Origin of the sequence: Dactylosporangium maewongense (genome assembly GCF_039531485.1) — a bacterium.
Classification (GTDB): Bacteria; Actinomycetota; Actinomycetes; order Mycobacteriales; family Micromonosporaceae; genus Dactylosporangium; species Dactylosporangium maewongense.
In genome coordinates, this window is record NZ_BAAAQD010000023.1 from 142,055 (window position 1) to 157,204 (window position 15,150).

The following is a 15,150-nucleotide window of genomic DNA, read 5'->3' on the forward strand; positions in this document are numbered from 1 at the left end:
GTACCCGACGCCGCTCGTGTCACCGCCGGGGGCGGTTCGGGATGGCCATGCAGGATGGCAAGGTGCGGACGACCGCGGGGACCGCGATTGTGGTGCGGCCGTCGCGGTCGTTGCGGATGGCGTAGCCGAAGGCCAGGGCGTCGGCGGCCGGGATCTTGTCAGGCCGGATGGTGATGACCACGCCTGTGTCCTGGAACTGGTAGGAGACCGGATAGCGGTTCAGTTGCTCAGGAGTCGCAGTGGTGAGGAACGGGAACATCGGATCCATGTCGAGCGGTGTCGTGCACTGATCGGCCGGGACCATGCGCATGACGACGGTGCGCGCACCGGCCCGCGCCAGTTCGGCGTTGAGCTTGTCCGTGTCCTTCAGGCGGTCGGCACGGAACGAGACGGCGATCGACCCGTCGGCGTGTTTGTCCACTGTGTATGCCGCAGCGGGTTCGGCGATGACGAACGCGGTGGCGGCGGCAGCCACCGTCGCACCGGCCACCGCGGCGACGAGCCGGCGACGTCCGCGCCGCCCGGGTGACACTTGTGGCACGGCGAGGACCCGCTCGAGCAGGGCCTGAGCCTGCGAGTCGCGCGGATCGGGTTCGAGCATGGTGAGCGCAGGGTCGGCCGCGCGCAGGCGGCCCAGAGTGTCGTTCATGGACTGGTACTCCCTTGGGGAACGATGGATGGCCGGGTGCGCCGGGCCGTCGAGGTGTCCTGCTCGTCCGTCGCCAACAACCGCTGGGCGAACCGTCGCCGCGCCCGGTGCAGCCGCACCTTGAGCGCTGTGCGCGTACATCGCAGGACGAGTGCCGCTTCGGCCACGTCCAGCCCTTCCCATTCGATGAGCCGTAGGACCTCCTGGTCGGCCGGGGACAGCTCAGCGAGCACCGCACGGACGCGCATCTGCTCGTCGACCCGGGCCGAGTGGTCCGCCGCGTGGACGTCGCCACCGGCAGCCGCCTTGTCGGTCAGCCGTTGCAGGCGCGTCCGCCCCCGCAGTTCGTTGGCGATGACCTGTCGGGCGGTGGAGTAGAGCCAGGCTCGGGCGTGGTCGGGCGGCAGCTCGCCGAGCCGGCGCCAGGCGATGAGGAACGTGCCGGCGACGATGTCGCCTGCCGCGTCGGCGCCTACCCGACGTGTAGCGAAACGCGTCAACTCCGCGTAGTGGGCCTCGAACAGTTCCTCGAAGCGCCTTCGAGCGGCCGCGTCGTCTGGTTCCATATCTGGGAATGTCCGCCTGGAGGCCTCTGGTTACCGGTCTCGAACTGTAGGTTCACGCGATCATGGTTTCGCTGAGCCCGGCTGGGACCAGGATGATCCCGGGGCCGGTTCCTTACCGAACTCGTACGTTGCCTTGACGTTGCGCTGAAGTCGAGCACGTGTCTCCACGTGTGCGGCCCGCCGATCCCGGTGGGCCGAGGTCACGAGAGATGGAGACGGAACATGAACACCAGCATCGCGAGGTGGGGCCGGCGACTCGGTACCGCCGCGGCACTGTCCCTCATGGCCGCTGCGGCGACCGCCGTGCTGGCCGGGCCGGCGTCGGCGTCGGGCATCTCGGGGCTCGACATCGTCGAGGACAGCAGCGGCGTCAACAGCGGCCCGGACAATGAGGCGTACGCCGAGTGCCCGGCCGGCACCAAGGTCGTCGGGGCCGGGGTCACCAACACCGGCCTCGGCCAGGTCGTCGTCGACATCCTGCGGCCGGAGACGCGGGCCGTGTACGCGCACGCGTACGAGGACGGCAACGGGTTCTCCGGCAGGTGGAGCCTGACCGTCCGCGCGATCTGCGCACCCGACGTGGAGCTGATCAACTACGAGATCGTCGGCGTGACCAGTACCCCGGACTCGAGGTCGCCGAAGGACATCACGTCGACCTGCCCGGGCGGCAAGGCTCTGATCGGGATGGGTTGGGCGCTCGCCGGCGCGGGCGGCGACGTGGGCGTCACCGATGTGATCCCGGCGTCGGATCACGTCTACGTCCGGGCGTACGAGGAGAACAACTCCGCGACGACCGCCGCCTGGAGCGTGACCGCCTACCGGATCTGCGCCTCCTCGCTCACCGGCCTGGTCATCCGCACCAGCTCGACGACCCCCGGGTCGGGCAGCCAGGGCAAGAGCCAGCCCTGCCCGGTCGGCAAGGTCGCCCTCGGTGGCGGCGCGAACATCGTCGGCGGCACCGGCAACGTCGTGCTGCACAACCTGTGGCCCGGCAGCTTCTACGCGAACCAGTGGCTCATGAGCGCCAACGCCAGCGAGGACGACGACGGCGCGCCCGCGGCGTGGCACCTGACGCTGAACCAGATCTGCGTCGACGACTGAACGGGCGCGGCGCGGAGGTGGCGGCGTACGCCTGATAATTCGTATTAGCATCTTGACGCCGGCCGATCGGAACCGCGAAACTCACTGATCGGCCGGCGTCCGATGGGACTTCCTGCGCCAAGAGCTCGGGTTCGGGTCAGCCAATTGAAAGGCAACACATGCGCCGTCTGCTCTCTGCCCTTGCGGCATCCGCCGCGACCGTGGCGCTCGTCGCGACCGCGCTCGTCGGCCCCGCGGCGGTCGCTGACGACGCCCCCGCCTTCGGTGCCCCTGACGCCATCGCCGCGGACTACTACGGGGCACTGCTGCGGCACACCCGGTGGGTCGAGACAGTGTGGGACCCGGCTGCCGGCGCCTATCAGCTGACGGACTTCAACTTCGCGGTCGTCCTGGGCAACGCCGTCCTGCTCACGCACGGCGACTACGACGCCGACCTCGCGGGCGTGAGCAAGGACGTGCTGCGTGCGCACACGTTGGCCACGATCAGGAAGTTCGCCGCGGACAACCGGCTGGTCCGGGCGAACGGCACATGGGGCAAGAGGCTCTTCTGGGACTCGACATTCGAGTCGTACTTCCTCGACGCGGGCCGGCTGCTGTGGGCCGAGCTGGACCCGGCCACGCAGGCGAACCTCAAGACCATCGCCACAGGCCAGGCGAAGTACGCCGCCGACCTGAACTTCGCGCAGGACCCGCTGTCGGGCAGCTGGGACGCGCGGTGGCCCGACGGCGCCTACCAGGGAGACACGGCGCTGGAGGAGTCCGGCGTGTACACGCAGGCGCTGGCCCCGGGCGTCGCATGGGCGCCCGACGACCCCGACGCGGGACGCTGGACCGACCAGCTGAACACCTGGGCCCGGAACGCGGCCGGTCAGCCGACTGCGGACCGCAACAACCCGGCGCAGGTCGGCGGAGCGCCGATCTCGAGCAACACGATGCACAACATCCGCGACACCTACCTCGTGGAGAACCATGGGGCGTACGCACCGCACTACCAGTCGGACATCTGGCGTTCGGGCGGCCGCAACTCCATCCAGTTCATCCTCAACGGCCGGCCCGTGCCCGAGGTCCTGCTGCACCAGCCGAACTCGGCCGAGCTGTGGAACTCGCTCCAACTCGGCATGTCGGCGCAAGGCGAGCCCTTCATGCCGATGGTCGCCGACCGCGAGTTCCTCTACGGCCGCGACGTGATCCCGCTGGCGTTCGTCGGCCAGGTACTTCGCCGCCCCGAGGCGGTGACCGCCGAGAAGCACCTGGCCGCCGGCCTGGCCGCCTATCAGGCGTATGCACCGACGAACCGGCTGACGAAGTTCTCCGGCGAGGCGAAGTACGAGCCCGAGGCGCGCGCGGAGATCGCGATCTCCTACCTGCTGCACGACCACGCAGCCAGATCGGCCGCCGGGCCCGTGCAGCCACTGACCGACGCGCAGGCCGTCGCCGCCGCCGCAGGCATGCGCGACTACGGTGCCAGCGCTGGGATCGTCATGCAACAGACCACGACGGCGTGGGCGGCCGCCCTCAGCAAGCCCGGGTACGTCAAGTTCCCGTGGGTGCCCGGCCACGACTCGTGGCTGTTCCAGGTCTCGGGCGCGACGCCGTTCCTGTACCCGTCGACGAGCGCGAAGATCGCGTCCCGCGACGTCACGACGTACACACGGCCGCGCGACGGATTCGACGGCACGGCGTCGGTCTTCCAGGTCGGGTCCGGCTACGCGGGGCAGGCGACGCTGCCGACCGGCGCGGCGGTCTACGCCTCCACGGGCGCCGGAGCCGATGACGGCATCGTCTCGGTTCGCAACCTCGACATGGGAGGCGCGTTCGGGCTCGACGGCTCGCGGACCTACACGACAGCCGAGGGCACCACCACGGTCGCCCCGCAGGCCAAGATTCCCGCCGACCCGGCCGACGCGAAAGCCGCCCGCGTGGACGACCTCACGTTCGACGCGCCCACCACCGCCCGGTACGTGCGCATGCTCGGCCAGCAGGGCAACGCCAAGTACGGCTACTCCATGTACTCGCTGCACGCGTACGGTCCGACGACGCCCACCGATGTCGCGGCCGGTCGCCCGGCGACGGCGTCCAGTGAGGACGTCGCGAGCGGGTACACGGCGGCCCGTGTCACTGACGGCAACCCGTCGACCCGCTGGGCCGTCTCGGTCGCCGAGCGCACCCGGCCGGACTCCTGGATTCAGGTCGACCTGGGTGCCCCGACCGTGCTGGGTTCGGTCCGCGTCGCGTGGGAGTCGGCCGCCGGCGCCCGTTATCTGGTCCAGGTCTCCGACGACGGGCGGACCTGGCGCACGGCCGCGGCCTACGGCAACGCCCCGGCGGACGTCAACGTCGCGCGCCTCGACACCGTGGACCTGACCCCGCCCGGGCAGACGGCACCGGCGCCGGTCACGACGCGCTACGTGCGGATGCAGGGGGTGCGGGGCAATGCCCAGTACGGCTACTCGCTGTACCACTTCCGGGCGTTCGAGCCGACCGGCACCGACGTCGCGGCCAAGCGCCCGGTGACGGCGTCGAGCGCCGACAGCGGCTTCCCCGCGAGCGCCGTCACCGACGGCAGCCCGACCACGCGCTGGGCCGTGTCGAAGGCAGACCGCCTCCGGAGCGACTCGTGGATCCAGGTCGACCTCGGCGGGCCCACCGCGCTGTCGCAGGTGCAGCTCGGCTGGGAGGCCGCCGCGGGAGAGGAATACCGGGTTCAGGCCTCGATGGACGGCGTCACCTGGCAGGACGTCGCGCGGCACCGGGAGACCGGCAACCGCGTGCTCGAGTCGGACGGCGGGTGGATCTCCGTCGAGAACAAGGGCGGGTTCGTCGTCCGCGGCTCCGACGCCCCGATCACCGTCTCCCGCGCGAGCGACACCCAGCAGGTGATCCGCCTCGCCGACGGCGGCCAGGGGCCGCGCCTGATCGAGATGGTGCCGGGCGCAGCCGCCGCGACGGCCGCGCAGTCTGCGCGCCCTGAGCCGACGACGTCGAACCCCGCCACGCAGACCGCGTTGGTCGACGGCTTCCTCGTCGTCTTCAACCTCTCCGGCACCGAAGCCACCACGGCGGTCACGATCCCGCACGGCGGCGGTGCTGTTCCGCTGTATGCCGGCACTCAGCGCGTCGGGGCGACGTCCTCCGTGCTGGACGTGACGCTCCGCCCGGGCTCGGCCGTCGTGCTCACCCCGCGGGTCACCGCGGTGACGCCGGGCAAGGGGACGGCCCCGGCCGGACTGACCGCCGTGGTCGACGACGCGCGCACCATCCGCGTCTCCTCCAACGGCACCGTCCGTTCGGTGCAGCTCCGCAACCTCGAGACCGGGGAGGTGCTGGGCGCCGGCCTGCCGCCGACGGGCATGGTCAAGACGGTGTCCTTCTCCTCCGCCCGCCCGTACCCGGTCGCGGATCTCGCGCTCGGCACAGAGACCTTCCCCGCGTCCGTGCTTCCGCAGGGCATGACGTCGCCGTCCCTCGCTGTCGACGGCGACCGGGGCACGGCCTGGGTCCCAGGACCGGACGGGCGCATGGTCGTCGATCTGGGGCGGTCCGCCGCGATCGGCACGGTCGGGCTGACCTGGGACGGGGCGCAGGCACCTGCGGCGACAGTGTCGGTCAGCGACGACGGCCTGACGTTCACCGACGTCGGCTCGGTCGCGGCGGGCACGCAGCTGGGCTCGGTCAAGCTGGGCGCCACAGCACGGTACGTCGCCGTGACCACCACGTGGCATCAGGGCGACGCCAGGCTCAGCACACTGGAGGTACGCCCGGGCGCGTAGCGCTAGGACCAGCCGTGAGCAGCGCGGTCAGGCCGAAGTGGTCGGAGACGTACCGTGGGCGGTCGTCGACGGCGAACGGCCGGTCGCCGAAGCGCTGGATCTCGACCGGGACCAGGTGCTCGCCGCGCAGCAGGATCCGGTCGAGGCGGCCTGGGCGGCCGTTGGGGTCGCCGATCGCCGCCAGGGGATTCGCGGCGGGGTCGAAGGTGTAGCCGGCGTCGTACGGGTACAGCGCCGGCCACACGTCGACGATGCCGGGCATGGGGATCGGGGTGTCGTCGCCGAAGTTGACGTCGGCGAGGATCACGGCGGCGTCGATGTCGGGGCGGGACAGCCGCTCGTCGAGGAGCCGCAGCTCGTGGGCGCGGCGTCGCGGCGCGTCCGGCGCGCGGTTGCTCGTCAGGTGGGCGGCGGCGAAGGCGACCCGGGCCCCACCGACGGGCGCGATGCCGACCACCTGCCGCCGGTGGGACTCGATGCGCAGCGGCCGGCGGCTCAGCAGGACGGTGCCGTAGGCGGCGTCGGCCGCCGGGCCGTCGGACACGTGGTAGCCGGACCGCACCCAGTCGGCGACGAGCAGCGCCGACCACAGCTCGTGCGTCACCTCGTGCAGGGCGATGACGTCGGCGCCGAGGCCGCCGAGCAGCTCGACGCACGCCGGGACGCGCCGGTGCGGGTAGGTGCGGTGGCGGTCGTGGGCGTCGGAGAGCACGTTGTACACCGCGACCTGCACCGGCTCCCCGGCGGACGGCGCCGCTCGGACCGGGGTTCCGGGCGCGGACGGACGCAGTGCTGCGAGGTCCGCGCCGACCAGGTCGATCCGCGCCTGCCGGTCCCACACGACAGTGTCGCCGGCCCGCACGTACCGGACGCGATGCCACGGCACGTCGGACCCGGCGACGAACGCGGGCAGCGGCGACTCGCGGATGCCGGCGCCGCGCTCCTCGTAGCCGATGACGAACCGGCGTGCGTCGAGCGCGGGGTCGTACCGGATCCGCGACACGACCTCCTGGATCGGGCGCATGCCGGTCAGCTCGGCCGGTCCGGGACCGTGCCGGCCGCCACCGGCGGCAACGCGGGCATCATCGGCGAACCGTACCCGGTTGAGGGCAGCGGCGGCGGGTGGTCGGTCGCCGGCCGCGTCCATACGACGCGACGCCGGCGACCTCGGCGAGGTATGGGCACCGGAGATCGTCCACCAGGACAGCAGGTACCACGTCTACTTCTCCGCCGGTCGCAGCGCCGCCCACCGCATGTACTCCGCCAACGGCAGTTGGAGCAGCAAGTACTGCCTCGCCGAGCTACGGCTCTGGGCCGGCGGCGACCCGACCTACGTGTGGGACTGGTACAAGAGCAACGGCTGCCTCTTCGGCTCCTACGCGCCGAACATGATGACCGGGTGGGATGCCACGCTGTACGTCGACGGGCCGGGGCACCACACGTTCGTCCTCGAACGCGGCGACATCGCGACAAGCCCGCCGTCCGGGAACCGGTTCCCGACGATGTACCACGCGGTCGCCAAGGGCACCCCGTACTCGTGGTCGAACCGGTACTGGTACACCGGCACCGCGGTCTGGTGGGGCAACGTCACCTACCGGCGCGCCAACGTCCCCGGCCCCACCACAGACCTCGGCTACGGCCTGAAGTTCTTCGAATAGGCGGCGATGGCGCGAGCCGGCCGGGCACCGGGAGGTGCGGGTCGACCTCGGCGAGCGGTCCTACCCGGTGCGGATCGGCTCGGGCGTACGCCACGACCTGCCCGGTGTCGTGGCCTCGACCGGTGCGCGCCGGGGCTGCTCGGCCGGATCGACCACGATCGGGTGGTTGAGCACCACGAGGTGGTCGCCGGATACGGGCTCGGCACCCGGCTCCCGCCGGCCGTCGAGGACGACGACCTGCTCGCCCTGATGGGCCGGGACAAGAAGGCGCTGGGTGGGTTCACCTTCGTGCTCGACGGTCCCGATGGTGCAGAGTTGGTCCGGGGTGTGGCGGAGCCGGTCCTGCGCGACGCGCTCCGGGCGCTGCGCAGCGGCGCCGCCTGACCCGGACAGATTTCTGCGCACAGCGCTTGAGGTTCCACCGGGTGGAAGGTGCAGGTTGAGATCCATGGACGACGCGACGGGCCTTTACACGATCGGGCAGCTCGCCAGCCGCACCGGTCTGCAGGCCCGGACCATCCGGTTCTGGTCGGACAACGGCGTGGTTCCGCCGTCCGTCCGGTCCACCGGCGGATACCGGCTCTACGACGCGGAGGCGGTCGCGCGGCTCGACCTGGTCCGGACACTGCGTGACCTGGGGCTCGGCCTCGAGGCCATCCAGCGGCTGCTGGCCCGCCAGACGACGCTGAAAGAGCTCGCGGAGACGCACGTCAAGGCCCTCGACGCCGAGATCCGCACGCTCCGCCTGCGCCGCGCCGTCCTCCGCACCGTCGCGCTACGAGACAGCACCACCGAGGAGATGGCCCTGATGAACAAGTTGGCCCGGTTGTCGGCGCAGGAACGCCAGCAGATCATCGACGATTTCGTCAACGACGCCTTCGCCGGAGTCGACGACGAGGAAGCCTCGGTCGTCGCCGGTTGGATGCGCCAGCTCCCGCTCGAGCTGGCCGACAACCCGACGTCCGAGCAGGTCGACGTCTGGATCGAGCTGGCCGAGCTGGTGTCCGACGAGTCCTTCCGGCGCAAGGTCCGCGCCATGGTGCTCAGCGGTGGTGACGACAACCGCCTGGAGTTCGGCCTGAACATCAGGCCGCTGGTCATCGAGCACGCGGGCGGCGCCGTCGAGCGCGGCGTGGCCCCCGACTCGCCCCGCGGGCGGGCCGTGCTGGACCGGATCGTCCCGGCCGACCTGCCGGACGACGAGGCCGCCTCGTTGATCGACTGGCTGGAGATGGTCGCCGACCGGCGGGTCGAGCGCTACTGGCAGCTGCTGAGCGTGCTCAACGGCGTCCCCGCCGCGCCGGCCGCCGTGCCCGCCTTCGAATGGCTGCTCGCCGCCCTCCAGGCGCACCGCCCGGCGCCGTCACCCTGATGCTGCTCCGGCACGCCCCATCGCTCAGCGGTGCGCAGATCTGCGAGATCAGGGACCGCCTCGCCGTGATCGCCCGTGACCACGGCTGGATCGAAGCCTGAGGCGGCTGCTCGCCGACGCGATGCCGGCGCCGGCTCGTCGGCGGGCCGGTGTCCCGGCCCGCCGACGAGTGACGATGGCCTGGTGCTCACGGTCGTTGCCGTGCCTGCGGAAGCTCGGGCTCCGTGGTCGCGAGGTGCGCCGCGGGTGGCCGCATTGCTCCCTGCGGCGCGCTGGGCGTCGCAGGGATCGTTCGTGACCGCGTGGATCGGTCCCGTCCAGTGCGCTACCGGTTGAACTGGAACCAGTTGAGGTTGACGAAGTCGGCGCCCGCCGTGCCGGTGAACGTGACGAACACGGTGTGGACGCCGGTGGCCGTGCCGGTCAGGTTGGTGGTGGTGCTGGTCCAGGCCTGCCAGCCGCCGGTGGAGGTGACCGGGACGCTGGCGATGATCGGGCCGGTGGCGGAGTCCAGGCGGTACTGGATGGTGCCGCTGCCCGCACCCGAGGCCAGCCGCGTGGTCACCGACGCCGCGGTCGGGGTGCCGAAGTCCACGCCTGCGTAGCCGAGCCAGTCGCCGGGCGTGACGTAGCCGACGTTCTGGCCGCCGCCGGTGTCGGTGGTGGTCTCGGTCTGGGTGCCGGACTGGCTGCTGAAGCCCTCCGCCTGCCGGACGCTGTAGGCGTTGGGGAGGCCGGCGCCGGCGGTGAACTGCAGCCAGTTGAGGTTGACGAAGTCGGTGCCCGCGGTGCCGGTGAAGGTGAGGTACAGCCGGTGCACGCCGGTGGCCGTGCCGGTCAGGTTGGTGGTGGTGCTGGTCCAGGCCTGCCAGCCGCCGGTGGAGGTGACCGGGACGCTGGCGATGACCGGGCCGGTGGCGGAGTCCAGGCGGTACTGGATGGTGCCGCTGCCCGCGCCGGAGGCCAGCCGGGTCGTGACCGAGGCCGGCGACGCCGCGCCGAAGTCGAGGTCGTAGGCGAGCGTGTCGCCGGGGGTGACGTAGCCGACGTTCTGGCCGCCGCCGGTGTCGGTGGTGGTCTCGGTCTGTGTACCGGACTGCGCGTTGTAGCTCTCGGCCTGGATCTGGGTGTACGCGCTGCGTGTCGTCGGCTGCGTGCCCCACGGCACCTGCGGCGAGCTGTAGAAGTTGATCCCCTGGACCGTCCACCGTGGACCCTGGGCGCCGAGCCGTACCTTGAAGGTGTCCCAGTTGCGTGCCGACTGCGGTGACCACGCCAGCTCGGCGAGTGCGGGCAGCCGCGGGAACGCCATGAACTCGATGCCGGCCAGGTTGGTGATCGTCTCGGTCCACATCGGAGCTTCGACGCCGAGGATCGCGCTGGCCGGAACGCCTGCGAGGTAGGCGCCCGGGTCCCAGTTGTAGGCGGTCTGCACCTCGATCAGGCCGGCCCAGGTCTGGCCGAGCGGGGTCGAGTTGGTGTACTTCATGTCGAGGTACGCCTTGTTCGCCGGCGACAGCAGGATCTTGTCGCCCTTGCTCACCGCGGCGCTCAGGTCAGCGTCCGATGTGGATGTTCCCCAGTACTGCGCGACCCGGTTCGTCGTGTGGGTGGCCTGCCCGATCTGGTGCCAGCCCATGACGGTCTTGCCGGCGGTGCCGACGAAGGGCTGGATGCGGTTCATGAAGGTGGTGTAGTCGGCCGGCGGTGTGCTCGACGCCTCGTCGCCGCCGATGTGCAGGTACGGCCCGGGGGTGAGGGCGGCGAGTTCGTTGAGCACCTGCTGCACGAACGTGTAGGTGACCTCCTTGCTGACGCACAGCGAGCTGAAGCCGACGGCCGTGCCGGTGTAGAGCGGCGGGGCCGTGTTGTTGCAGTTGAGCTGCGCGTAGGAGGCGAGCGCGGCGTTGGTGTGCCCCGGCATGTCGATCTCGGGCACGACAGTGATCTGCCGCGATGCCGCGTAGGAGACCAGGTCGGAGTACTGCGCCTTGGTGTAGTAGCCGCCCGCGCCGCCGCCGACCTGGGTGCTGCCGCCGACGGTCGCCAGCTGCGGCCAGGCGTCGATCACGATGCGCCAGCCCTGGTCGTCGGAGAGATGCAGGTGCAAAGTATTGATCTTGTACTGCGCGATCTCGTCGATGTACCGCTTCACCACGTCGGGGGCGAAGAAGTGCCGGGACACGTCGAGCATCGCGCCGCGGTACCCGTACCGCGGGAAGTCGACGATCCGGCCGCCGGTGACCGTCCACGGTCCACTCTGGACGGTCCGCGCCTCGACGGTCGCCGGCAGCAGCTGCCGCAGCGTCTGTACTCCGTGAAACAGCCCTGCCGTGGTCTGGGCGCGGAGCGTGACGACGGCGGCGGTCACGTCGAGCTGATAGCCCTCGGTGCCCACGCTGGGATCGGCGCCGGATAGCAGCAGCGCGATGCCGCTCGCCGGCGTGCCGGTCGTGGTGGAGACCGGCAGCGCGTAACCGGTCGACGGGCGGAGGATGCCGGCGAGGTAGTCGCCGACGTCGGTGGCGCCGGCCGCGGTCTGAATCGCGGCGTTGGACGGCAGCGTGTAGGTCACGCCGGCCGCGGGCTGCGCCGACACCGGCGCGGGCACGACGTCGGAGAGACTCACCGCGGCGCTGGCCGGGGAGCCTGCCAGCACCCAGGCGGCGCCGGCGGCGACGGTCACGACGGCCGTGGCGGAGGCCAGCAGCAGGCTGCGCGGGGAACGGTGCACGGCATCCTCCGGCAATTGTTAAGTTTCCTGCTAATTTGACGGCAGGCTATGTCCTGGGTGCGAATGTGTCAAGGTCTCCCTCTGTGGACAGTCCGCCGACGCCGTGGGAGGTCGAGGCCTCCGGCGGAGGCCGGCGTCGCTGAGGAGCGCTTCCGCCTCACCCATCGACGCCGTCCTGAAACTCGCCGAGAGCCGCGGCTGACCTACCGGTCCAGGAGGAACTCTCCGATCAGGCGGTGGACTGCCGCGACGCCGGAGCGAGCTTCGAAGGGTGGCAGCCGTGACGAGCCCCGCACGAGACGAGCAGGACCGGCGCGACGAGGACAACCGGCTGTGGGCCCACGGCATCCACATCGACGACAGCATCGTCCAGCGGGGAACTACTTCCTGGTCGCCCAGTCGATGCTGGTCGTCGCGTACTCCATCCTGCTGTCGGTCAGTCAGCAGGTGCACCGGCTGGCCGTCGCCGTCTCCATCATCGCCGTCGTGGGCATCGTGCTCGCCGGAGTCTGGGGGTACGTGAGCTGGTGGGGCGTGCAGTACCTGCGCCACGTCCAGTCGATGGCCGTCGACCGGCTGCCGGAGTACCAGCAGACCCGCGAGACCTAGCGGTCGCGGCGGCGCGTCTCGGCGCTCACCGTGTTCACCTACGTCATGCCGAGCATGGCGGGCGTGATGTGGGTCGCGTTCTTCGTCTTCATCTGAGCGCGGAAGCGCCGTGCCCTCGAACCCGGTGAGCGGGGGCAGCGCGGCGAGGGGCTCATCGCCACGGTCGGGCACGGGGGCGCGGCGGGGTACCGGCTGGACCTGGAGCCGGCGTGCGTCGACGCCGTCCGGTTCGAGGAGTCGGTCTGGGAGAGCCGCCGGCTGCTGGCGCTCGGCGACGCCCGGCAGCTGCGGACGCGACCTGAACCACAGCATCGGAAGGTTGAGCGCATCCACTGATCGGTTGATCGGGAGGCCCACCGACTGAGGTGCCGCGCGGTCGATCCGCCGCGGCGCGCCGTCACGGAGGCTGAATGGCGTGGGCAAGTTGCGTGAACACAGGTGCCTTCGGTGCGCCCGGCGGGATCCGGTACCTGTCGCGGTCACAGCCTGCCGAGAAGCTTTCCAGAAAGTATGCGAGGGGACGATCGAAGATGCTGGCAACGTACACCGTGGACCTGTCGCCACTCCCGCCGGCCGAGCGATTCGACCACTGGGCGGAGCTCGTGGCCAAAGAGGTCGCACCCAACCAGATCGGCAGCACGCACGCCCACGACTTCGATGCCTGGATGCGAACGAGCAGTCTGGGGGCGCTCACCCTCACGACGCTCCGGTTTCCATCGCTGACCACCCGGCGGACGGCAAAGCTGATCCGCCGCTCCGATCCTCAGCAGTACCAACTGGCGCTGCTGACATCGGGTTCCGGTGCGGTCGAGCAGGGCCAGTGTGCGTCGGCCATCCAGCCGGGCCAGTTCACGCTGCTCACCTCCTCCCGCCCCTACGAGGCGTCCCACGGCATCCGGGCGGCTGCGCCGGAGCCTGCGGGTTCCGTCGTCGTGGTCATTCCGCACGCACAGCTGCCCATACCGCACGACAAGGTCAGCCGGCTGCTCGGCGAGCCCCTGCCGTCAACCGGGGGGATCGGCAGCCTGCTGGCGCAGCACCTGCAGCAGATCAGCGTCCATCCTGAGCAGTACGAGGCGTCGGACGCCACGCTCCTCGCGGGGATCGCGCTCAACTTGATCACCGCGCTGCTCGCGCAGGAGCTCGACGTCGCAGACTCCTTGTCGGGCAACGTCCAGCAGGAAGTGCTGCGCACCCGCATCGACGCGTTCATCGACGCCAACCTCGGCAGGCCGGACCTCGGACCGCAGATGATCGCCGCGGCGCACAACGTCTCGATGACCACGCTGAAGCGTCTCTTCCGGACCGGCGAATCCCCGGTAGCCGAGGTGATTCGCACCCGGCGGTTGCAGCGCTGCCGGAAGGACCTGGCCGACCCCGGACTGCGCGACCGCCCCGTGCACGCCATCGCAAGCCGCTGGGGATTCCGTTCCACCGCCCACTTCAGTCGCATCTTTCGGGAGGAGTACGGGATGCCCCCCAACGAGTACCGGGTGCGGCACTGACCGGCCTTGCCAGGCGAACAACACCGATCTGGTGCCGCATGCCTCGACCTCATCCGTCGGATCATGTGTCTGCTGGGCGCCGGGCACGGCCGCGGCGATGAACTCCGCCGGGCTCATGGTGCCGCCGGTTCAGACGTCCGGGAACAGCACGGAGCCGATGCCGTCGGCGGTACCGTCGGGGTACTTGCCGGACACCTCGGGAGCGGCCTGCAACGCCAGGATCCGGGCCGGCTCGCCGGGATGGGCGACCCGGATCTCGGATCCGTCGTCCGGCAACACCCAGGCCTGCACCCTCACACCCGGTGCCAGCGCCGCAGCGTCGGCGGCGCGCAGGCGGTACCCGATGAAGTCCAGCACGTGCTCCTCGACACCCTCGAAGCGCAGCTGCAGCCGCACGTTCCGGCGCTCTGAGCGAGCATTCCCGGGCGCGACGTCGGCCGCGACGATCTCGGCCGTCATGCGCACACCCCGCCGCAGGATACGCCGGTTCCGCCGGTGCGCTCCGATGCCCACCGCCGCGGCGGCGCCCACGCCCACGACCGCGAACACCGACGCCCACATCAGCACTTCGGACAGCGTCGAGATCTGCATCCCCATGGACGACAGTATTGCGTGCGACTTCCACACCATCTTCGATGGCCGTTGACCCGGGCTTGCCACGCTGCCCGGCAGGGTGTTCCGCTGAGGACGTCCGTGCAGGTCGTCACGCCACGGATCGCGCGAGGTCCTCGGCGTTCTTCTCACTTCAGCGGGTCCATACGTGTCCCTGATCGGCGACCGGCAGCCGTTGCAGGATCTTTTCGAGCAGCTCTCCGAGACGACGGGCGGCTGCCACTTCGTCCTCGCCGAGGACATCTACGAGGCCGGCCGGCCGCAGTCCGTGGCAAGGGTCCGGGGTCCAAGAGCCGAATCTGGACCGCATCGACAACAACGTGGTCCGGATAGGCAACGTCCGCAGCCGCGCTTACCCACAGACTGACATCGATCGCCGTGATCGTTGGCGGCGACGACACAGGTGAAACGGGGGGTGCGATGAAGCGGCAGAACGTGCCGACCCATCGCTCCGCGTCGCGAACGGCCGCTGGGTCTCTGCATGCCATCGCCAGCGGCCGCTCGGCCCGCAGTCCTCGCCTGTAAGGCAGGCATTCGCGCCGGGGGCGGGGAACTCCGGCTGCCTGCACATTCA

12 protein-coding genes are annotated in these 15,150 nt (G+C 70.8%); 7 read left to right on the top strand and 5 right to left on the bottom strand.

Annotated elements, in window-relative coordinates; translation table 11 throughout:
* Positions 1 to 19: 19 nt before the first annotated feature.
* Together ABD332_RS43630 and ABD332_RS43635 are read right to left on the bottom strand one after the other, a co-directional pair.
* Positions 20 to 601 (bottom strand): hypothetical protein, encoded by a 582-nt coding sequence (locus ABD332_RS43630; protein WP_344510028.1) that lies wholly within the window; start codon positions 599 to 601, stop codon positions 20 to 22.
* A 44-nt stretch (positions 602 to 645) separates the two neighbouring features.
* A complete protein-coding gene (locus tag ABD332_RS43635; protein WP_344510030.1) occupies positions 646 to 1,215 on the bottom strand; it encodes an RNA polymerase sigma factor in 570 nt (189 codons plus the stop codon).
* Between the two features lie 222 nt (positions 1,216 to 1,437).
* Here ABD332_RS43635 and ABD332_RS43640 point away from each other — a divergent pair, with 222 nt between their 5' ends.
* Both ABD332_RS43640 and ABD332_RS43645 read left to right on the top strand, forming a co-directional pair.
* Positions 1,438 to 2,316 carry a hypothetical protein gene (locus tag ABD332_RS43640; RefSeq protein WP_344510032.1) on the top strand — a complete coding sequence of 293 codons (879 nt, stop codon included), beginning with the start codon at positions 1,438 to 1,440 and terminating at the stop codon, positions 2,314 to 2,316.
* Between the two features lie 158 nt (positions 2,317 to 2,474).
* Positions 2,475 to 6,086: a discoidin domain-containing protein gene (locus ABD332_RS43645; protein ID WP_344510034.1), complete on the top strand. Its 3,612-nt coding sequence runs from the start codon at positions 2,475 to 2,477 to the stop codon at positions 6,084 to 6,086.
* Here ABD332_RS43645 and ABD332_RS43650 read toward each other — a convergent pair.
* On the bottom strand, positions 6,055 to 7,110 hold the full coding sequence (locus ABD332_RS43650) for an RNA repair domain-containing protein (RefSeq protein ID WP_344510036.1): 1,056 nt from the start codon (positions 7,108 to 7,110) through the stop codon (positions 6,055 to 6,057). The two genes, ABD332_RS43645 and ABD332_RS43650, sit on opposite strands and share 32 nt — an antisense overlap.
* 79 nt (positions 7,111 to 7,189) lie before the next feature.
* Between ABD332_RS43650 and ABD332_RS43655 the strand changes: the two genes are divergently transcribed.
* The 3 genes from ABD332_RS43655 to ABD332_RS43665 all read left to right on the top strand — a co-directional run bounded on the left by ABD332_RS43655 (position 7,190) and on the right by ABD332_RS43665 (position 9,116).
* On the top strand, positions 7,190 to 7,744 hold the full coding sequence (locus ABD332_RS43655; RefSeq protein ID WP_344510038.1) for a glycoside hydrolase family protein: 555 nt from the start codon (positions 7,190 to 7,192) through the stop codon (positions 7,742 to 7,744).
* A 162-nt stretch (positions 7,745 to 7,906) separates the two neighbouring features.
* Positions 7,907 to 8,128, top strand: a complete 222-nt coding sequence (locus ABD332_RS43660) for a hypothetical protein (RefSeq protein ID WP_344510040.1) — start codon at positions 7,907 to 7,909, stop codon at positions 8,126 to 8,128.
* Positions 8,129 to 8,192: 64 nt separating this feature from the next.
* On the top strand, positions 8,193 to 9,116 hold the full coding sequence (locus ABD332_RS43665; RefSeq protein WP_344510042.1) for a helix-turn-helix domain-containing protein: 924 nt from the start codon (positions 8,193 to 8,195) through the stop codon (positions 9,114 to 9,116).
* A 325-nt stretch (positions 9,117 to 9,441) separates the two neighbouring features.
* On the opposite strand, the gene ABD332_RS43670 is transcribed toward ABD332_RS43665, so the two are convergent.
* On the bottom strand, positions 9,442 to 11,850 hold the full coding sequence (locus ABD332_RS43670) for a family 20 glycosylhydrolase (RefSeq protein ID WP_344510044.1): 2,409 nt from the start codon (positions 11,848 to 11,850) through the stop codon (positions 9,442 to 9,444).
* Between the two features lie 402 nt (positions 11,851 to 12,252).
* Here ABD332_RS43670 and ABD332_RS43675 point away from each other — a divergent pair, with 402 nt between their 5' ends.
* Together ABD332_RS43675 and ABD332_RS43680 are read left to right on the top strand one after the other, a co-directional pair.
* A complete protein-coding gene (locus tag ABD332_RS43675; protein ID WP_344510046.1) occupies positions 12,253 to 12,459 on the top strand; it encodes a hypothetical protein in 207 nt (68 codons plus the stop codon).
* 530 nt (positions 12,460 to 12,989) lie between these two features.
* Positions 12,990 to 13,964 (top strand): AraC-like ligand-binding domain-containing protein, encoded by a 975-nt coding sequence (locus tag ABD332_RS43680; protein WP_344510048.1) that lies wholly within the window; start codon positions 12,990 to 12,992, stop codon positions 13,962 to 13,964.
* Between the two features lie 129 nt (positions 13,965 to 14,093).
* Here ABD332_RS43680 and ABD332_RS43685 read toward each other — a convergent pair whose 3' ends face one another.
* Positions 14,094 to 14,708 carry a hypothetical protein gene (locus tag ABD332_RS43685; protein ID WP_344510050.1) on the bottom strand — a complete coding sequence of 205 codons (615 nt, stop codon included), beginning with the start codon at positions 14,706 to 14,708 and terminating at the stop codon, positions 14,094 to 14,096.
* Positions 14,709 to 15,150 lie beyond the last annotated feature (442 nt).

Coding starts and splice junctions, on each gene's coding strand:
- ABD332_RS43665 (WP_344510042.1), top strand. CDS start 8,193: ATGGACGACGCGACGGGCCTTTACACGATCGGGCAGCTCGCCAGCCGC.
- ABD332_RS43640 (WP_344510032.1), top strand. CDS start 1,438: ATGAACACCAGCATCGCGAGGTGGGGCCGGCGACTCGGTACCGCCGCG.
- ABD332_RS43635 (WP_344510030.1), bottom strand. CDS start 1,215: ATGGAACCAGACGACGCGGCCGCTCGAAGGCGCTTCGAGGAACTGTTC.
- ABD332_RS43630 (WP_344510028.1), bottom strand. CDS start 601: ATGCTCGAACCCGATCCGCGCGACTCGCAGGCTCAGGCCCTGCTCGAG.
- ABD332_RS43645 (WP_344510034.1), top strand. CDS start 2,475: ATGCGCCGTCTGCTCTCTGCCCTTGCGGCATCCGCCGCGACCGTGGCG.
- ABD332_RS43675 (WP_344510046.1), top strand. CDS start 12,253: ATGCTGGTCGTCGCGTACTCCATCCTGCTGTCGGTCAGTCAGCAGGTG.
- ABD332_RS43650 (WP_344510036.1), bottom strand. CDS start 7,110: ATGCGCCCGATCCAGGAGGTCGTGTCGCGGATCCGGTACGACCCCGCG.
- ABD332_RS43680 (WP_344510048.1), top strand. CDS start 12,990: ATGCTGGCAACGTACACCGTGGACCTGTCGCCACTCCCGCCGGCCGAG.